The organism is Paenarthrobacter nitroguajacolicus, from assembly GCF_029952445.1.
Taxonomy (GTDB): Bacteria; Actinomycetota; Actinomycetes; order Actinomycetales; family Micrococcaceae; genus Arthrobacter; species Arthrobacter nitroguajacolicus_B.
In genome coordinates, this window is record NZ_JAQPPK010000007.1 from 133793 (window position 1) to 152735 (window position 18943).

General features: G+C 63.6%; 18 protein-coding genes. 4 read left to right on the forward strand and 14 right to left on the reverse strand.

The genetic code is table 11. The annotated features are described in order from the left end of the window. Positions 1-31 precede the first annotated feature (31 nt). The 6 genes from PJL15_RS06885 to PJL15_RS06910 all read right to left on the reverse strand — a co-directional run bounded on the left by PJL15_RS06885 (position 32) and on the right by PJL15_RS06910 (position 9699). A complete protein-coding gene (locus PJL15_RS06885) occupies positions 32-592 on the reverse strand; it encodes a hypothetical protein (protein ID WP_281450436.1) in 561 nt (186 codons plus the stop codon). Beyond that, positions 589-1158: a DUF402 domain-containing protein gene (locus PJL15_RS06890; RefSeq protein WP_281450437.1), complete on the reverse strand. Its 570-nt coding sequence runs from the start codon at positions 1156-1158 to the stop codon at positions 589-591. The genes PJL15_RS06885 and PJL15_RS06890 overlap by 4 nt, the downstream gene beginning before the upstream one ends. Then, a complete protein-coding gene (gene dxs / locus PJL15_RS06895) occupies positions 1155-3128 on the reverse strand; it encodes a 1-deoxy-D-xylulose-5-phosphate synthase (RefSeq protein ID WP_281450438.1) in 1974 nt (657 codons plus the stop codon). The genes PJL15_RS06890 and dxs overlap by 4 nt, the downstream gene beginning before the upstream one ends. A gap of 181 nt (positions 3129-3309) precedes the next feature. After that, positions 3310-6117, reverse strand: a complete 2808-nt coding sequence (gene acnA, locus PJL15_RS06900; protein WP_281450439.1) for an aconitate hydratase AcnA — start codon at positions 6115-6117, stop codon at positions 3310-3312. A gap of 232 nt (positions 6118-6349) precedes the next feature. Next, positions 6350-7726: a class I SAM-dependent RNA methyltransferase gene (locus PJL15_RS06905; RefSeq protein WP_281450440.1), complete on the reverse strand. Its 1377-nt coding sequence runs from the start codon at positions 7724-7726 to the stop codon at positions 6350-6352. Beyond that, positions 7723-9699 (reverse strand): APC family permease, encoded by a 1977-nt coding sequence (locus PJL15_RS06910; RefSeq protein WP_281450441.1) that lies wholly within the window; start codon positions 9697-9699, stop codon positions 7723-7725. The genes PJL15_RS06905 and PJL15_RS06910 overlap by 4 nt, the downstream gene beginning before the upstream one ends. A gap of 114 nt (positions 9700-9813) precedes the next feature. Between PJL15_RS06910 and PJL15_RS06915 the strand changes: the two genes are divergently transcribed. Both PJL15_RS06915 and PJL15_RS06920 read left to right on the forward strand, forming a co-directional pair. Next, positions 9814-10485 carry a potassium channel family protein gene (locus PJL15_RS06915; RefSeq protein ID WP_281450476.1) on the forward strand — a complete coding sequence of 224 codons (672 nt, stop codon included), beginning with the start codon at positions 9814-9816 and terminating at the stop codon, positions 10483-10485. Further along, complete coding sequence (locus PJL15_RS06920) at positions 10485-11219, forward strand: potassium channel family protein (protein WP_281450442.1); 735 nt, start codon at positions 10485-10487, stop codon at positions 11217-11219. The genes PJL15_RS06915 and PJL15_RS06920 overlap by 1 nt, the downstream gene beginning before the upstream one ends. Here the strand turns inward: PJL15_RS06920 and PJL15_RS06925 are convergent. From PJL15_RS06925 to dut, 4 genes are all read right to left on the reverse strand, one after another. After that, a complete protein-coding gene (locus PJL15_RS06925; protein WP_281450443.1) occupies positions 11186-11956 on the reverse strand; it encodes a DUF3159 domain-containing protein in 771 nt (256 codons plus the stop codon). The two genes, PJL15_RS06920 and PJL15_RS06925, sit on opposite strands and share 34 nt — an antisense overlap. Further along, the gene (locus PJL15_RS06930; RefSeq protein WP_348651476.1) at positions 11953-12219 is read right to left on the reverse strand and encodes a hypothetical protein; all 267 of its coding nucleotides are present in this window, start codon (positions 12217-12219) and stop codon (positions 11953-11955) included. The genes PJL15_RS06925 and PJL15_RS06930 overlap by 4 nt, the downstream gene beginning before the upstream one ends. 103 nt (positions 12220-12322) lie before the next feature. Further along, positions 12323-13081 carry a DUF3710 domain-containing protein gene (locus PJL15_RS06935; RefSeq protein ID WP_281450444.1) on the reverse strand — a complete coding sequence of 253 codons (759 nt, stop codon included), beginning with the start codon at positions 13079-13081 and terminating at the stop codon, positions 12323-12325. A gap of 116 nt (positions 13082-13197) precedes the next feature. Next, complete coding sequence (dut, locus tag PJL15_RS06940; protein ID WP_281450445.1) at positions 13198-13728, reverse strand: dUTP diphosphatase; 531 nt, start codon at positions 13726-13728, stop codon at positions 13198-13200. A 95-nt stretch (positions 13729-13823) separates the two neighbouring features. Between dut and PJL15_RS06945 the strand changes: the two genes are divergently transcribed. Further along, positions 13824-14321 (forward strand): DUF3093 domain-containing protein, encoded by a 498-nt coding sequence (locus PJL15_RS06945; protein WP_281450446.1) that lies wholly within the window; start codon positions 13824-13826, stop codon positions 14319-14321. Positions 14322-14376: 55 nt separating this feature from the next. Here PJL15_RS06945 and PJL15_RS06950 read toward each other — a convergent pair whose 3' ends face one another. Continuing rightward, a complete protein-coding gene (locus tag PJL15_RS06950; protein ID WP_281450447.1) occupies positions 14377-14676 on the reverse strand; it encodes a DUF4193 domain-containing protein in 300 nt (99 codons plus the stop codon). A gap of 286 nt (positions 14677-14962) precedes the next feature. On the opposite strand from PJL15_RS06950, the gene sepH reads away from it, so the two are divergent. After that, positions 14963-16285, forward strand: a complete 1323-nt coding sequence (gene sepH, locus PJL15_RS06955; RefSeq protein WP_281450448.1) for a septation protein SepH — start codon at positions 14963-14965, stop codon at positions 16283-16285. Here the strand turns inward: sepH and PJL15_RS06960 are convergent. From PJL15_RS06960 to PJL15_RS06970, 3 genes are read right to left on the reverse strand one after another with little or no spacing between them, the layout of a single operon-like run. Continuing rightward, complete coding sequence (locus PJL15_RS06960; protein WP_281450449.1) at positions 16282-17007, reverse strand: thymidine kinase; 726 nt, start codon at positions 17005-17007, stop codon at positions 16282-16284. The two genes, sepH and PJL15_RS06960, sit on opposite strands and share 4 nt — an antisense overlap. Further along, positions 17000-18220: an alkaline phosphatase family protein gene (locus PJL15_RS06965; protein ID WP_281450450.1), complete on the reverse strand. Its 1221-nt coding sequence runs from the start codon at positions 18218-18220 to the stop codon at positions 17000-17002. The genes PJL15_RS06960 and PJL15_RS06965 overlap by 8 nt, the downstream gene beginning before the upstream one ends. After that, a complete protein-coding gene (locus PJL15_RS06970) occupies positions 18217-18942 on the reverse strand; it encodes a DUF5998 family protein (protein WP_281450451.1) in 726 nt (241 codons plus the stop codon). Before PJL15_RS06970 ends, PJL15_RS06965 begins: the two co-directional genes overlap by 4 nt. Position 18943: the final 1 nt, after the last annotated feature.

Here is an 18943-nt window from a genome sequence, read left to right on the forward strand (position 1 = left end):
CTTATGCAATGGAGCCAGTGCTGGGTGCTACTTAGAGACTAAAGCCCATGCCTTGCTTCGGCGAGTGCTTCACTTTAAAGGCGGTCGGATCGCCATGGGGCGCGGCCGCCACGGTGAGCTTGGTGAAGTCAAGGTCTTCGCCGCGGACACAGATTTTGATGGCGTTGACGGCCTTATTGACGTCGGGGCAGAGGCAGAAGATGTTGAGGTGGCCGTTGCCGATTTCGGAGCGGTCCACGATGCCCAGGCCACGCCAGGCCAACTCGCCGGTGAGTGCAGCCTTGGCCTTTCTTTCAAGGTGGCGGTCGCGTTCGGTACCGTCTTTTGTCTTCAACGCAATCTGCGCCACCACCCAGTACTGCGCGGACTCGGGGATCTCCGCGTAGCCGTCCTCCTCGCACTGGGCAGCGAAGGCGGTCATCAGTCCTTCAACGGCGGAGTCGTCTTCCACCCCGGTTTCGTTGGTCTTGCTTTGGTGGCCGACTACGCCGTGATTGACCACGAACTGCTGGTCTTCGTCGTCGTACCAGGCTTCCCGAAAGTGCAGGACACCCTCATCGTCGCTCTTGTACGTCCTGATGATGCCGGTCATGCGCGTCCTTTCCTGAACCACTCGGCGCTGGGGTTGTTGGACCCCATGACGTCGAACGGTGCGTCCATGGTGTCCACTGCTTCGAAAAGCGCTGCGCATTCGGCGCGCATGGCATCCACAGTTTCTTCCGGATAGCCCATGGCCAACCGGTGTTGCTCGAACTCATCCTCGTCATCAACAAACACCCCGTGCTTGGTGGAGCGGATGACGTCCAAATCCATATCGATCATGTGGAACTCAGTCACGCCCGGCTTGATCGGCCTCCAGGCGTGGGCGGTGGCCAGGTCCACGTAGATGCGGAAGTCGCCGGGGTAGCTGTCGTCGTAGAACGTCGCCACGAACTCACCTGCCCGGGGAACCAGCAGCACCGCGTCCGACGCCGTGTAAAAAGCGGCGCCCGGACGGGAGCAGAACTCCCCCGCCCCTTGGAAGATCCACCAACCGTGGATGTCTTCGCCAAGATAGCGGCCCGGAACCACCCAGTGGGCCGTGCCGTCCCATTTCCTGTTCCGCGCAACAACGAGGTCTCCGGGCAGCAGCGCGCCCGGTCCGCGATCGTTGCTCACAGCGTAGGCAAGCTGCCGGTGGTCGGGTGTTCCTGACCCGGGAGGGGCCGCGCGAAGGGGACCTTTGTCCCCAGAACCTGCGCAACGACGTCGTGCGTTATCTTTTGGGCGGTGAGGCCCACGCGTTCCAGAACCTGGCCGCGGGAGCCGTGCACCAGGAATTCCACTGGCAGGCCGACCTCGTTCAGCGCTGTGTCCACGCCGGCTGCGCGCATTTCCTGCCGGATGCGGGAGCCAACGCCGCCTGCGCGGACTCCATCCTCGATGCAGATCACCAGACGGTGCCGGGCAGCCAGCGCAATAATCGACTTGCGGACGGGAAGGACCCACCGCGGGTCCACCACCGTGGAACTGATCCCCTGCGCGCCCAAACGGCCGGCCACATCCAAGGCAAGCTCGGACATCGCACCGACGCTGACGATCAGGACATCGTTCTCGGTGGAACCCTCGGGCCTGCGGGCGAGGATGTCCACTCCGTCATGGAGCCGTTCGATGGCTTCGACTTCGGAGCCGACGCTGCCCTTGGAAAAGCGCACCACAGTGGGAGCGTCATTGATGGCAACAGCCTCCCGCAGTTCCTCGCGGAGCCGGGTGGCATCGCGAGGCGCGGCCAAGTGAAGGCCCGGGACGATCTGCACCATTGCCATGTCCCACATGCCGTGGTGGCTGGGGCCGTCCGGTCCTGTCACACCGGCGCGGTCAAGAACGATGGTGACGCCGGCCTTGTGCAGGGCCACATCCATCAGGAGCTGATCGAAGGCCCGGTTCAGGAAGGTCGCGTACACGGCGACGACCGGGTGCAGGCCACCGAAAGCCATGCCGGCGGCAGAGGTGAGGGCGTGCTGTTCGGCAATACCGACGTCGATGACGCGCTCCGGGTGGCGTTCGGCGAACTTGTGCAGCCCCACCGGGATCAGCATGGCCCCGGTGATGCCCACGATGTCCTGGCGCTCGTCAGCGATGTCCGCGATCTCTTCGGCGAACACCGACGTCCAGGACCTGGCCCCGGGGATTTCAGTGGACTCCCCCGTTTCGGGGTCGATGATGCCGACGGCGTGGAACTGGTCGGCTTCGTTGGCGAGGGCCGGAGCGTAGCCATGGCCCTTCTCGGTCATGGCGTGCACGATCACCGGTCCGCCATAAGCCTTTGCGGTGTTCAAGGCGTGTTCCAGGGCCTGGAGGTTGTGCCCGTCCACCGGGCCTATGTACTTCATGCCCAGGTCCTCGAACATGCCCTGCGGAGCCCACCAGTCCTTGATGCCCTTCTTCATGGCGTGGAGGCTCTTATAGGTGAACTGGCCGGCGGGGCCGCCGTTCTGCAGCTTCTTCTTCCACCAATCGAGCATGCGCTCGTAAGCCGGTGCCGTCCGGAGCGAGTCGATGGTGGGGCGCAGCGAGGCAAGGTAATCGGCAAAACCGCCCACGGTGGGGGCATAGGAGCGGCCGTTGTCGTTGACCACGATCACTACCCGGCGCCGCTTGTCAGCGGCGATGTTGTTGATGGCCTCCCAGGTCATCCCGCCGGTCAGGGCGCCATCGCCAACAATTGCGACGACGAACCGGTCGCCTTCGCCGGTCAACTGGCGGGCACGCGAGATGCCGTCGGCCCAGGACAATGACGAGGACGCGTGGGAGCTCTCCACGATGTCGTGTTCGGACTCGGCGCGTTCGGGGTAGCCGGACAGGCCGCCCTGCTGGCGGAGGGTGCTGAAATCCTGCCGCCCGGTGAGCAGTTTGTGTACGTAGGACTGGTGCCCTGTATCGAAGACAATGCTGTCGCGCGGGGAATCGAACATTCGATGGACGGCGAGGGTAAGTTCAACCACACCCAGGTTCGGACCGAGGTGCCCCCCTGTCGCGGCGACGTTGGTGATCAGGAATGCCCTGATTTCGCCGGCCAATTCTTCCAGCTCGTTGCCGGACAATTTGGCCAGGTCCTGTGGATCCTTGACGGTTTCCAAAAGTCCCAACGGCCCTCCTTAGGGTGAATGACGTGCTCGTTAACTTTAGCGCGTGCCCGGAGTCCACGCGTTTCCCCCAGCCGCGTCGTCGGCGGGGCGGAAATGTCCCGGACGCATACAGCCCCGGCCAGTCAAACGACCGGCCGGGGCTGTATGGCACCGGAATCAGCTGAAAATCAGCTGGTTTCCGCTACGCGGAGATTTGGCGCAGGACGTACTGCAGGATGCCACCGTTGCGGTAGTAGTCAGCTTCGCCCGGGGTATCGATGCGCAGCACGGCATCGAAGGACTTGGACGTGCCGTCCTCAGCCGTTGCCGTGACCTTGAGCGTCTTGGGCGTCGTGCCATTGTTCAGCTCGGTGACGCCCTCAACAGCGAACGTCTCCGTACCGGTCAGGCCCAGCGTTGCCGCGGACTCGCCTGCAGGGAACTGCAGCGGAAGAACGCCCATGCCGATCAGGTTGGAGCGGTGGATACGCTCGTAGCTCTCGGCGATGACTGCCTTGACACCCAGGAGCGCAGTGCCCTTGGCTGCCCAGTCACGGGACGAACCGGAACCGTACTCCTTGCCCGCCAGGACAACCAGGGGCGTTCCCGCGGCCTGGTAGTTCTGCGCGGCGTCGTAGACGTAGGCCTGCGGGGCGCCTTCCTGGCTGAAGTCGCGGGTGAAGCCACCCTCGACGCCGTCCAGGAGCTGGTTCTTGATGCGGATGTTGGCGAACGTGCCACGGATCATGACTTCGTGGTTGCCACGGCGCGAACCGTAGGAGTTGAAGTCCTTGCGCTCCACCCCGTTGGCCAGCAGGTACTGGCCGGCAGGGGTGTCCGACTTGAAGGAACCGGCCGGGGAGATGTGGTCCGTGGTGACGGAGTCGCCGAGCTTCAGGAGCACGCGGGCACCCGAAATGTCCTTGACGGGGTCCGGCTGCGCCTTCATGCCCTCGAAGTATGGGGGCTTCCGCACGTAGGTGGAGTCCTCGGCCCAGGCGAAGGTGTCACCGGCGGGGGTGTCGAGCGCCTTCCAGCGGTCGTCGCCGTCGAAGACGCCTTCGTAACCCTTGGCGAACATGGCCTCGTCGATGGAGGAATCGATGACCTGCTGGACCTCGGTGGGGTTCGGCCAGATGTCCTTCAGGAAGACCTCGTTGCCTTCGGAGTCCGTGCCCAGGGCATCGGTGTCGAAGTCGAAGTCCATGGAGCCGGCCAGGGCGTAGGCGATGACCAGTGGCGGGGAGGCCAGGTAGTTCATCTTGACGTCCGGGTTGATGCGGCCTTCGAAGTTGCGGTTGCCCGAAAGGACTGCCGTCACCGAGAGGTCGTTTGCCTGGATTGCTTCGGAGATTTCCGGCTCGAGCGGCCCGGAGTTACCGATGCAGGTGGCACAGCCGTAACCCACGATGTAGAAGCCGAGCTTCTCCAGGTACGGGGTCAGTCCGGACTTCTCGTAGTAGTCGGTAACTACCTTCGAGCCGGGTGCAACAGAAGTCTTGACCCACGGCTTGGACGTGAGGCCCTTATCCACGGCGTTGCGTGCCAGCAGGGCTGCTGCCAGCATCACCGAAGGGTTGGACGTGTTGGTGCAGGACGTGATCGATGCGATCGACACTGCGCCGTGGTCCAGTTCGAACTCGCGGCCATCGGCCGTGGTCACCTTGACGGGCGACGACGGGCGGCCGGTAGCACCGTTGGCGGCCGAAGCAACGCGGGCCGTCTCCGTGGTGTGCGAATCGGCGTGCGTGAAGGACGGGGCGTCCGAAGCCGGGAAGGACTCGTCCAGGGACTCGTCCACACTGCCGTCTTCGATGGCGACGTAGTTGTGGATGTCCTTGCGGAACTGCTCCTTGGCATCCGTGAGCTCGATGCGGTCCTGGGGACGCTTCGGGCCGGAAATCGACGGAACAACGGTGGAGAGGTCCAGCTCAAGGAACTCGGAGAAACGCAGTTCGCGGGAAGGATCGTGCCAGAGGCCCTGCTCCTTGGTGTACGCCTCCACGAGGGCGACGTTCTCTTCGGAGCGGCCCGTCAGGCGCAGGTAGTCCAGGGTCACGTCGTCGATGGGGAACATGGCGGCGGTGGAACCGAATTCCGGGCTCATGTTGCCGATGGTTGCGCGGTTGGCCAGCGGCACAGCCGCAACGCCCTCACCGTAGAACTCCACGAACTTGCCAACCACACCGTGCTTGCGCAGCATTTCGGTGATGGTCAGAACGACGTCGGTAGCCGTAGCGCCGGCCGGAATGCTGCCGTTGAGCTTGAAGCCCACGACGCGCGGAATCAGCATGGAGACGGGCTGGCCGAGCATTGCTGCCTCGGCTTCGATGCCACCAACGCCCCAACCCAGGATGCCCAGGCCGTTGACCATGGTGGTGTGCGAGTCGGTACCCACGCAGGTGTCGGGGTAGGCGCGCAGAACGCCGTCGATCTCGCGGGTCATAACGGTACGTGCCAGGTATTCGATGTTGACCTGGTGAACGATGCCGGTTCCCGGAGGAACGACCTTGAAGTCATCGAACGCGGTCTGGCCCCACCGAAGGAACTGGTAGCGCTCACCATTGCGCTGGTATTCGATCTCCATGTTGCGCTCCAGCGCGCCGGAGTTGCCGAAGGCATCGATCTGCACGGAGTGGTCGATGACCATTTCTGCCGGCGCCAACGGGTTGACGCGCTTGGGGTCACCGCCAAGTTCCTTGACTGCTTCACGCATGGTGGCCAGGTCAACGACGCAGGGAACGCCAGTGAAGTCCTGCATGATGACACGTGCCGGGGTGAACTGGATTTCCGTGTCGGGCTCCGCGTTGGGATCCCAACCGGCCAGGGCGCGGACATGGTCAGCCGTTATATTGGCGCCATCCTCAGTCCGCAGGAGGTTTTCAAGCAATACCTTAAGGCTGAACGGAAGGCTGTCTGCGCCCTCTACGGAGTTCAACCGGAAAATTTCATAGTCGGTGCCGGCTACATTCAGTACGCCTTTGGAACCGAAGCTGTCCACAGTGCTCATGGCAGGACTCCTCTCGCAACAGTTTCATCTTTGTCGCGTGGTTGGCCGCTAGCCAGTTAGGCGCACCTTACTTAGCCGGGCGGCATCTCTGTTGGTCACCCCGCCCCGGAGGCCTTTGCATCCAGTGGAACGGGACTACTACGCCCATCGTAGTGGCATTGTCTCCGCCACGTGCAGCGACTCCGCAAAGCCGCCCCGCCCGCAGTGTCCCGCGGACGGGCGGCGCCGCCTGCTAGGCGGCGGGAACTATCAGGCCGACAGTTTCCAGGTGGTGGGTGTTGGGGTAGAGATCAAATGCCCGCAGCGACTCAAGCCGCCAGCCACCTTGATGGAAGTAACCCAGATCACGCGCAAAGGAGGCGGGATCGCAGGACACATAGGCAATCGCGCGGGGACCGGTGGACATCAGTTGCTTGACGACCACTTTGCCTGCGCCTGCCCGGGGAGGATCCAGCACCAAGGAATCGAAGCTGCGGGCACGCTGGTGCAGCACACGTTCCACCCGCCCTTGGACGATCTCAACCTGGGGTGCTCCATGGAGGTTCTTCCGCGCGTCCCGGCTGGTGCCCGGGGACCCTTCGACCGAAAGAACGGTCCCCGTGACCCCGACGGCGTCCGCCAGCGGTGCCGTGAACAGGCCGGCGCCGGCGTAGAGGTCGGCTACTGCAGCGCCGGGCTGCAGATACCCGCCCCGGGAAAGATAGTCGGTCACAGCGCCTACCAGCGTGTTGGGGGCGTCTTTGTGGATCTGCCAGAAACCGTCACCCGTTACGCGGTAGTCGTGTCCCGCGGCGCTTTCCTGCACCCAGGTCCTCCCCCGCAGTTGCTGCACTTCGCCCTTGACCGGGTCGAAACCCGCTACCGAAATATCGTGCGGCAATTGGGACGCGATGCTGTGCAGCCTTTTGGGGCTGGTGCCTTCCTCCGGCGCCAACAGCACCAACGGCCTGGAACCGTTGGCAGGTACGGCGACCTCGACGCGGGCAATGCCGGAGAGGTCAAGGTCCCACAGCCGGAGGTCATTGAGGCCCTGGAGGGCCAGCGGCATTTCCTTGATGGGCAGCACCATGTCCGATCGATGTGCGTGCATGCCCAAGCGGCCCTTGGAGGTCACCGCGAAGCTTGCCCGCGTCCGCCAGCCCAGTCCGTCGTCGTGGTTTTCGCCTACGGCTTCGACCTCGGTGGCGAGTTCCAGGCCGGCGAGCCGCTTGAGCTGCTCTGCAAGAACGTCGGCTTTCAACTCCCGCTGCCTTGCAAGCGAAATGTGCCCAAGCTCCGCGCCGCCCACCGGTGGGGCGCCCCGTTTCCAGGAGGCCACGGAATCGGCGGCCTTCCAAAAGTGCGGAACGCGATCGGGTGAGGCTTCAAGGACCTCGACGACGTCGGCACGCCAGAAGCGCGACGACTCACCGGAGTCGGTCAACCGGACACGGACAGTCTCACCGGGGATGGCGTGCCGGACGAAGATGACTCTGCCGTCATGGCGCGCGACGAAATGCCCGCCGTGGGCGATCGGGCCGATCGTGACGACTGCTTCGGTGCCTTCCACTGCTTGGTTTCCGTTGGTAATGCTGTGCCCGGCTTGGGGGGAATTGCTGTGGGAGGTCATTGGGTATCCTGCAGTGCCTTTGCTTCTTCGGACGATTTCAGCTGCCAGGGAACACTGGCAACCATGACACCAGGTTCAAAGTGGAGCCTCGTCTTGATTCTTAGTGCGGTCTGGTTATGCACCAGCTGTTCCCACCACTTACCCACCACGTACTCGGGGATGTACACGACGATGAGGTCCCGTGGTGAGTCGCGGCGCATGTTCTTGATGTAGTCCATGATGGGCGTCACGGTCTCGCGGTAAGGACTGGCCAAAACTGTCAGGGGTACGGGAATTTCAAGCTTTTCCCAGTCCCGGACGGTGTGCTCCGTCTCTTCGGAATTGATGTCCACGGTCACGGCATCCAGGCGTGACGGCCGCGATGCCCGCGCGTACGCCAGAGCCCTGAGCACCGGCTTGCGGACGTGCGAGACCAAAAGGACGGCGTGGACGCGGGTTGGCAGTGCGCGGGGAGAGGAGTCCTCATCCACTGCAAGCTCCTTGGCCACATTGTCATAGTGGGCACGAATGCTCCACATGATGAGGAAGAGGATGAACATGGCGAGCAGGGCGATCCAGGCTCCCTGTTCGAACTTGGTGATAAGGACAATGACCAGCACCAGCGCTGTCATGCCGAAGCCCATCATGTTGATGGTGCGCGATTTGATGATCCTGCGCCGGACGGCCTTGTCCTTTGCCAGTTTGAGCTCACGGCCCCAGTGCCGGATCATGCCGAGCTGGCTGGCTGTGAAAGAGATGAAAACGCCGACGATGTACAGCTGGATCAGCTTGGTGACATCGGCGTTGAAGGCAAGGATCAGCACCAGAGCACCTGCCGCCAGTGCGAGCACACCGTTGCTGAACGCGAGCCTGTCGCCCCTGGTACGCAACTGGCGGGGAAGGTAGCCGTCCTGGGCAAGGATGGAGCCCAGCACCGGGAAGCCGTTGAAGGCCGTGTTGGACGCAAACACCAGGATGATGCCCGTGGCAGCAACCACTATGTAGAAGGGAATGGAGCCCGCACCGAAGATCGTGTCGGCAATCTGGCTGATGGCAGGAGTCTGGATGTACCCCTCGGGAAGCGGTTTGCCATCCATCAGGAACTCCCGGGCAGGGTCCAGGACGATGTGCACCTTCGTGGCGTTGGCCAGGTACAGGATTCCCGCCAGCATGGAGGCAGCGATAACGCCCAGGAGCAGCAACGTGGTGGCGGCGTTCTTGCTCTTTGGCTTTTTGAAGTTCGGTACGCCGTTGCTGATGGCTTCAACACCGGTCAGGGCGGCGGCACCCGAGGAGAAAGCCCTCAGGAGCAGGAAAGCCCCCGCCAGGCCCACCAGTCCTTCGTCGAAACCGGGCGCGGGAACGATCGTGAACTGTGCTGACGGTGCCTCCCCCAACTGACCGGTTGCTGCCTGGAAGATGCCCACGGCCGTCATGCCAAGGATGGACGCCATGAAGATGTAGGTGGGGACGGCGAAGACAGTGCCGGCCTCCTTGATTCCCCGCAGGTTGACCAACGCAAGAATGGTGACACCGATGGTGGCAATCAATGCTTGCTGGCCATGGAGGGAAGGAATAGCGGTGGTCAGGTATGTGGCGGCCGACGACATGGACACCGCGACAGTGAGGACGTAGTCCACGAGCAAAGCCGACGCGACGGTGAGCCCCGCATACTTGCCAAGGTTGACGTTCGCGATCTCGTAGTCGCCGCCACCTGAGGGATAAGCATGGACATTCTGGCGGTAGGACGCCACCACTGTGAGCAACACCACCATGACGGCCAGGCCAACCAAGGGCGAGAACGCCACTGCACTGACGCCGGCAAGGGCCAGTGTGAGCAGGATTTCATCCGGGGCGTACGCCACCGATGACAGGGCGTCCGAGGCAAAGATCGGCAACGCGATGCGTTTGGGCAACAGCGTGTGGGACAGGCGGTCGTTCCGGACAGGACGGCCCACCACCACCCGCTTCGCGGCATTCAAAATTGTCAGCACTCCGCAAAGCTACTCTGAATACCCTGCGATGTCATGACGGAGAAGGCGTGCTTAGCCACCCGGCAACGGTAAAGTCATACCGAGCGGCAGGGACGACACACATTAGGAGACATGGTGGCTCACTTCGTGATCATGGGTTGCGGGCGTGTTGGCGCCACCCTGGCACACACATTGGAGGATGCGGGCCACTCGGTGGCCATCATCGATCAGGACGAGCGGGCCTTCCGCCGTTTGCGCAAATCCTTCACCGGGCGCAAGGTCACGGGCGTGGGTTTCGACCGCGACACCCTCAAGCAGGCCGGCGTTGAGGAGGCCTACGCTTTCGCGGCGGTCTCCAGCGGCGACAACTCGAACATCCTGGCCACCAGGGTCGCCCGGGAGACGTTCCATGTTGCCCATGTGGTGGCACGCATCTACGATCCCGGACGCGCCGAAATCTACCAACGCCTGGGTATTCCCACTGTCGCGGCCGTGCGCTGGAGCGCGGACCAGGTCCTTCGCCGGATCCTGCCCGAACAGCACCTGGCGGGCGACTACCGGGAACCGTCGGGCCGTTTGGTCCTGGCTGAGGTAGACCTCCACCAGGATTGGATCGGCCACCGGCTCAGCTCCATCGAGGAAGCCGCGGGCATCCGCATCGCCTTCCTCACCCGCTTCGGCGAGGGCCTTCTTCCCCAAGCCGGTGCCGCCTATCAGGAAGGCGATACGGTCCACGCCATGCTTAGCCTGGACCGAACATCCGAGATCAGCCGGATCCTCGCCAAAGCACCCGCCAAGGAGTCTTAGTGAAAGTTGTCATTGTTGGCGCAGGCAGCGTTGGCTCGTCCATAGCCCGTGAGCTCCTGGCCCACCATCACGAGATCCTGCTCATCGATCTCAAACCTGAAGTCATTGGACGCAGCGGGCTGCGCGGAGCGCGGTGGCTGGTGGGCGATGCCTGCGAGTTGAGCACCCTGCAGGACGCAAAACTTGACGACGCCGACGTCGTGGTTTCTGCCACAGGCGACGACAAAGTGAATCTGGTGGTCTCGCTCCTGGCCAAGACCGAATTCGGCGTCGGACGCACCGTAGGGCGCGTCAACAACCCGAAGAACGACTGGATGTTCAACGACTCCTGGGGCGTGGACGTCGCCGTCAATACTCCGCAGCTCATGACTGCCCTGGTGGAGGAGGCCGTGGAGATTGGCGACATCGTGCGCTTGCTGACCCTGCAAACAGGCGTCGCGTCCATCGTGGAGTTCACTGTTCCGCACGACTCCCATGTCATTGGAAGCACCGTGGGTGCGATCGAATGGCCCGAGGACGCCACCCTTGTGGCGATCCTGCGCGATCAGGCCCCGATTACTCCCACCCGCGACGACGTCCTGGACGGCGGCGACGAACTCTTCTTCGTCACCACCATCGCAGCCGAAGACGGCCTGCGGGCACTATTGTCGAAGAATTCAGGAGCAGGCCAAAGTCCCGATGACCACGCAGTGGAAGTCGATCAGGCTTCTGACGACGACGGCTTTGACGGCTGAGCACCGGGCTTGGTGACCAGCCAGGCCACCCACAAGCCCAGGATGTAGAGGGGCGCACCCATCAACAGCCGGGTGGTGGCAAGTGCTGTCAGTCCGGCCTCGCCCATGAAGTACAGCGGCACCTGCACTACCAGGCGCAAGGCCAGGACGGCCACCACAATCCACGTGCCCAGTTTGTAGGCACGCAGCCGTTCCGGATCCTTGCGCCATTCGAGTCCCTCGTTGCGCACGAACCCAAAGAGCAGGCCTGCAACGGGCCACTTGAGCACGATGGAAAGCACCATGGCTGCTATGTACGCGAGGTTGGTGAAGAACCCGAGCACGTAGAAGTCCTCGGCTTTGCCCGTTGTATTGGCCAGCCAGGCCGAGATTCCCACACCCACGATTCCGGCCAACGCCTGCGTTAGCGGGCGTCGCTGGATCAACCGGGCAACGGTAAAGATGGCGGCCGCAGCCAGGGCCGCAATGAGCGACGGCGTCAGGTCCCGCGTGACGGTGAACGTCACCAGGAAGACAAGCCCCGGGAAGATGCTCTCGGCAATACCCTGGACACCACCGGCCGACTTCAGCATGTCCACGTGGCCGGCGCTGTTGCGGTGGAGTCCGGCCTTTTCGGCGTACCCCGCTGCGAGTTCGGACATGCGCGGGCCCTCCGGCTCCGGCCTGTTGGGGGTCCCGCCGGGCTGCGGGGTTGAGGACTCCGCGTCCTTTGGTTCGGATCCATTGGCCACGGTCATAGGTGCTCCTGACGGGAAAGTATTTCGTAGCGCGGGTTGAACATGGCCGGGAAGCCGTCAAGCTGGGTCACCATGCCGTTCAGGCGAAGTTCCACACCGGCCTCGATGCCCGGGACACGTGTCCGGCCAAGCCAGATGACACGAAGGCGATCGTTGGGCTTCCTGGTTCCCGCAGGCGATGCCGATAGTTGGACACCAGGCCTCAGGGCGTCCACCACAAGGGCAGAGAAGAATGGTTGTGCGCTTGGCGGCTGGTGAGTCACGGACTCGATGAACCCTGTGCAAACGGCCCTTCCCCGCTCGGGAAGGTCACGGACCCCCCGTTCCCCGGGAGGCTGGGCAGCCACTCCACCGTGGCCCGGCGAGTCAGCCAATCTGGGTGATCTCCGGGCCTCGCTCGGGCTGCTTCAAAGAGGGGTCCGACGGCGGCACGGCGCCCTGGGGTGCGCCACCCTGGCCGGGAACGGCCGCATCCTTGGGCAACCGGAGCTGCAGGAGTTCGCGGGGAGGCATCGGATTGTCGCCGCGGACCACTACCACCCGGCGGAACAACTCTTCCAGGCCCGAGGCGGCCTCGCGCTCCAATGCTGCTTGTCCTCCGATGACGCCCCGGAGGAACCATCGTGGTCCGTCAACGCCCATAAAGCGGGCCGCGCGGAAACCCTTGCTTCCGTCCGCAGCTTCGGCGGGCAGCTTGGCCACGAGTTCCGTTCCGAAATCTCCCTTGATCTCTTCGGTTTCGCCGCCCTGGCTGGCTACGGATTGAGTGATCTGCTCCCGGATTTCGTCCCATAGTCCCTCGGAGCGCGGGGCTGCAAAAGCCTGAAGCTGCAGGCTGGAGCCTTCAAGGTCCAGGGTCACAGCCACCACACGCTGGGTGGCTTCTTCGACTTCCAAACGGAGCTGGAGGCCTTCGGCAGGAGCAATCAGAAGGGCACCGAGGTCAACGTAGCCTTCGCGGCTATCGATCTCATCCACGTCCAGTGGACCCTTGCCCAGGCGGAAGTCACCACGTACGCCGGTCTGATTGGGTTGGGGATCGTCAGCCCCGGTACCGGATTCCTCAACGGTGCCGGCGGTGTCAGCCTGCTCGGCCTTGGACTTTTTACCGCGCCCAAAAAGCATTGGGTTTTCTCCTTAGTAGTGGTCTATCCCCAAGTAAACCGCAACCACGTTGGTCCACGTTAACCACACGACGGCGTTGGACCGCAGGTGCGGCCCACACCGGACAGGTGGCCGGCTCAGGCCTTCGGTGCGTTGAATCCGCCCGTGGACCCAAAACCGCCCGTGCCACGGACAGATTCGGACAGCTGGTCAACTGTCACGAACCGGGCGTACTCGACGCGCTGAATCACCATCTGTGCAATTCTATCGCCGCGCTTGAGGCTGATGGCGGTGTTTTGGTCGGTATTGAGCAGTGTCACGGCAATCTCGCCACGGTAGCCGGCATCAACGGTTCCCGGGGCGTTGACAACAGTGAGTCCGTGTTTGGTGGCGAGCCCCGAACGCGGATGGATCAAGGCAACGAAGCCATCGGGCAGCGCGATGGAAACTCCTGTTGGTACGAGCTTCCGCTCGCCCGGGGCCAGATGCACATCCTCGCGTGCGCGGAGATCGGCTCCGGCATCGCCGGGGTGGGCGTACGACGGGGCTTCCAGGCCGGCGTCGAGCATTTTCAGCTGCACGTCCAAGGTCGGGGTCCCGTACGTCGCGGCGGTGTCCGCGTCCGGGCCTGCGGCGTCTTTACTGAATACTGCGGTCTCGTTACTCACAGTGGTTCATTCTACTGTTTTTGGCATTGCGTGGTTCGGCAGCCGGAGTTGCCTGCGCGGACGCGCGGGGGTCAGTGGCCGGATAAGCTGGGTACATGCCTACGCCTGACCAGTCCTCCCCCGTGCCTGCCCGGAACACCCCCTCCGCTTCCGGGGTCCTGTACACGGAAAAGTTGTGGCCGTCGTTGTGGATCTGGATTGTGGTTGCAGGCCTCTCAAGCGCCGGCCTGCTGATGTTTGGACCCATCAGCCCCACGGCCGGGATCATCGCAGCCCTCGCGTTGCTCGCCATCATGACCACGATGCTGGTGCTTTCCACACCGACCATCACGGTCACCGCAGACACTGTCCGCGTGGGTCGCGCGAGCATCGACCGCGCGTTCGTGGGTTCGGTCGAGGCGTTCAGGAAAGCGGACGCCACCGCCGAGCGGGGACCGCGCCTGAACGGCCTGGCCTACATGTGTTTCCGGGGCTGGATCGACCCCGTGGTCAAGATCGAGATCACAGACCCGGCCGACCGCACCCCTTACTGGCTGGCATCCTCCCGCAGGCCCGAAGAACTCGTCGCCGCCCTGACGGGGCCCAAAGCCTGACGGTTTTCCACCCCTGACTTCACCCGGCGCCAGACGTCACCCGGAACCGTTTCGGTCAGCTCTCACACTCGGTGCAGTACAGGTGCCCGCCCCGTTCGGCGGCGATCTGGGACTTGTGTTTGACCAGGAAACAGTTGAAACAGGTGAACTCATCAGGCTGCGGCGGCATGACCTGAATCAGGAGTTCCTCTCCGGAGAGGTCGGCTCCAGGCAGTTCGAAGGCGTCGGCAAGGTCGGTCTCATCGACGTCCACCGCTGAGGACTGCTTCCCCGACTGGCGCGTCTTGAGCTCCTCCAGGGAATCCTCGCTGACGTCTTCCTCGGTCTTTCGAGGAGCATCATAATCCGTGGCCATGGTCCTTCTTCGTCCTCCATACCTGTTGTGCGTGGGATCAGGGGCGGCACGCTCCGTACCACCGTGTATGGGTGCAACACCGGACACAGTTCATTTGTGCCCGATATCGGCCAGATTGTCCTCCGCCGGTCGGCAAAAGTCCATAGTCCTCCCCCGGACCCGGTATTCCGCCTGATCTGCCCGGGTTTCTGCGGAAAATCACGGCACGCCCTCGCTCCTAGTAGGAAATGCCCCCGGCGGGTGGCAGAGTTTCGAATGTCAGTTATGCCATGTGGTGGAGGGTGTTATGCAGGATCTACGGCTGGTAGGCGTCCACGACGACGGCGGGCACCTGCTCCTAAGCGGCCCGGGCGGTGCGATGTTCCAGCTTCCGATCGATGAGGCATTGAGGGCGGCAGCAAGCCGGACCCCGGCCCAGGTGGCCGCGCGAGCCTCCAACACACCCATCGCCATGTCTCCACGGGACATTCAAGCCCGGATCCGCAGCGGTGCCACGGCAGCCGAAGTAGCAGAACTGTCTGGCCTTCCGCTGGCAAATGTCGAGCGCTACGAAGGTCCCGTCCTCGCCGAACGTGAGTACGTTGCCCGGCAAGCCCGTGCCATTGAAGTTGCTGCGCCGGCTCCGGGCCACGACGCCTACCGTTCCGCCTTCGGGGATTCCCCAGCCACGCTGGGTGAAATGGTGGCCCACAGGCTGTCGGCGCATGGCATCGATTCCTCAACCGTCGAGTGGGATTCATGGCGCCGCCCCGACGGTTCATGGACAGTAGTTGCCAGGTTCGACGCGGTCCCCGGCGCACACGCCAGTATTGGTGAGGAGCCGCCTGCGATGTGGACTTTCAGTCCGCAACGCAAGTCATTGCTGAACGCCAACCGCTGGGCCCAGCAACTGAGCGAGCTTGAGCCCCTCGATGGCCCGGTGCCCGCACGGAGGCTCGCCGCGGTCTCGGACCGGCCCTTCGATTTTGAAACAGATGCCGAAACTGCCGCCCGTGCTTCGGCCAAGGAATCGGACAGCCTCCTGGAGATGCTCCGTTCACGCCGGGGCCAGCGCCTGGGCGTGGACGAAGACGGCGACGACGCCTTGGCCGTCTTGTTGAGCAACGTCCCCGCGGCCCATCCGCGGCCAGGTGACGAAGCGGCCGACGCACCGGAAGAAATTGGTGTGGTGGACGGCGGCTCCGATGCCCCCGTTGAAGAGGAGCCAGCACGCAAGGACGCACGGCCGTCCATGCTTTCCAGGCTGAGCCTTGCACCACGGCACGTCGAAGCCGATGACGATGCGCTGAAGCTCCACAACGGCGTTAGTACCGATACGCGCGAAATCACCGTAGTCGCCAACCCTGTCCGTCCTGTCACTTCACTGACTGGTCGTAAACCAGCCGGGCTGGACGAGCTGCTGGGTGGCGGTCCGAAGGGCGAAGCCCCCTCGAGCGCCGGTGCCCCTGGTGTCGGGCGCCCGGAGGAGCCGACGACGGACGACGCGCCCTCGGTTGAACCGGACGTCCAACAGCACGACGAAACTCCGGCCGAGCGTCAACCGGCTCGCCCCAAGAGGTCAAGCATTCCCAGCTGGGATGAGATCGTTTTCGGAGCGCGCGGAGACTAGAGCTGCTGGCCTGGTTGGCCGGCACCGGGCCAGAGGCACGCATCGATGTCGAAGGGCAATGGCTGATCGCCGCCGGCCATGAGGTGTGCGCCATGGGCCGTGACCCGCCGCATGTAGTGCCGCCGGCACAGGGTTTCATAGCCTACGACGCCGGCGTCCGTCCGGTCCCTGGAGTCCGTGTCTCCGGCTGTGGAAGCAACATCGCCCACCATGACCTGTTCGCCTTCGACCACCATGATGCCGTTGAGCGTCCGGGCGTTCTGCGTTGCCCTGCGGCCGCACCAGCACAGCGCCTCGACCTGCAGCACTTGGACCTTGTCGGCCAGCTCAATGAGCCGTTGCGAGCCCGGAAACAGCCGGGTGCGGAAATCGGACGTGATTCCGAAAGCGAAGACATCCACGTCCATCTCATCCACCACACGGGCCAATTGCTCAACCTGGGCCGGTGAGTAGAACTGCGCTTCGTCGCAGATGAGGTAGTCCACGCGGAGGCCGCTGGTGCGGCGAATCACCACTTCATCCCAGAAATCGGTGCGGTCCTCCACTTCCACAGCATCGGTCTGGAGGCCCAGCCTGCTGGAGATCGTGGAATCACCTGCGCGGTCGTTCCGGCTGAAACGAACCCCGCCGCGTCCCCGGGCACGATGGTTATGGTCCATTTGGAGCGCCAATGTGGATTTTCCGCAGTCCATGGTGCCGGAAAAGAAGACCAGCTCAGCCACGCTTGCCCTGCCTGCCGGTCGCAGTGAAGCAGAGAAGCGGCACTTCGCGTTCGGCCCGGGTCAGTGAACCGTGCTGGCCCACCACCTCGAGCGAGGCCGGACGGGCACGGCGGGTGTCATACAGGGCCAGCGTGTCCCGGGCCGCAACCATGATGTCGCCGATGCGTGGAGCCACAGCGGGAAGGACCTCACCGAACAATCCTGCCGCTACGGCCTGGCCGCGGGTGAAGACCCAGATCCGTTCACCAAATCGCCGGCGCCAGGCATCAACCAGCGAATCCCTGTGGGCATCTGTGGCATCGGGCTCCAGGTAGAGGTGCACCATGCGGGGCTCCCCCGCTGTATGCCGGACACCAGCCACCAGTGATTCGTCGGCCGAGTAGTCGATCCGCTGGGACTCCGGGACGTCCAGCATGCCGTGGTCGCCGGTCAGGAGGATGGTGGTGCCTGCCGGCAGGGTCGCCGAAAGCCGTTTCACGGTGGAGTCGAGCTCTTCGATCTGGTGCTCCCAGCGATCAGACTGGCAGCCGTAGCGATGACCGGCTTTATCGAGTTCGTTGACGTAGAAGTACATCAGGGACCGGCCACCACCGGACATGGCTTCTGCCGCGGCCGCAGTACGGGCATGCAGTGACGTTCCCCCAACGAACCGGCTGCCCCGGAGCGCCGCCTGGGTCATGGGTGAATTGCCGAACTGGGGCAGGCTGACCGTGACGACGTCCAGTTCCGCGGTCACCCGTTCAAAAACGGTGGCGTTTGGCTGCCACGTCGCAGGATCCACCTGTGCATCCCAGTTCCCCAGAAGGTTGACCACCTTGTCCTGGGCGGGGTCCAGGACGTCGTAGCCCACCATCCCGTGTTGACCAGCCGGCAGCCCGGTGCCAAGGCTCGCAAGGGAAGCCGCTGTGGTGCTCGGAAACGCAGAGTCTATCCATGACGGGACGTTTCTTTGGCCCGCGGCCATGACTGAGCGCAGGAACGGCGTATGGGAAGCCTTCTGCTTGAGCAGGTTCCTCCCCAGTCCATCGGCAAGCACCACGCAAACACGCTGGGTGGAAGGCAGCTGCAAGTGATTATCAAAGCCGGGGACCCCGAGGGCCGCAGCAGAACTTGTCAGGACCTCCGCGATCGATTTCGTGCCAAACAGCGGCGGTGCCGGAAGATCAGCTGCGCCAGCAGTCTCCGAAGCCGGGGTCTGTGCGGTGTCCCTCAACGCTGGTGTCCACGGCTCAGGCGGCTGCTGAAAACGCCCGAACGTGGCCTGGGGGCCGAAAGGCTGGAGTGCTGGACCGGGGCTGGATTTCCGGTGTTGACCGCGCGCAGGGCCCTGGCGAAAAGTTTGGCGTCCTGGACAGCCTGCAGCCCGTCGGCTTCGGCGCTGATGCGCAGCACGATGTCTTCCTGGGCGATGGTTCCGCTGTAGCCGTGGTCGGCCTCGCATTGGGGATCCCCGCAACTTGCCGGGCCCATGTCCAGCCGCTGTCCGCCTGACCATGCGATGGACACGGTCAGCTCCCGGACAGGATCGGATGGCTTGTAGTTCTGCGGCTGGGAGTACATGTAGCTAAGGACTACCGAGCGGATCTGGGCCACGGGAACGGACTCTGTGGAGATCTGGGCAACGATCTGTTCTCCGGCCTCGTCCAACTGCTGGTCATCCACGTGGGTGATCACCAGCATGTCTTCCGTGAGAACCAGAACGGTAATGTGGCGCCGGACCTCCGCGCGGTCGAAGTGTGTCTCCAGGTGCACCAGATGCGACAAGCACTCGCGGCCGTCCAGGGCATCATCGACGACGTCGGCCACCAACCGGGGGTAGAAACCGGCCTGCTGCAGGGCCTGCTCCAGGCTTTGTCCCTGCGAATTGTGGTTGTGTGCGGCGTGGTTCCCGGTGTTGGACGGGCGGGATTGAGGCGTCGGAGACTGGGTGCTCATT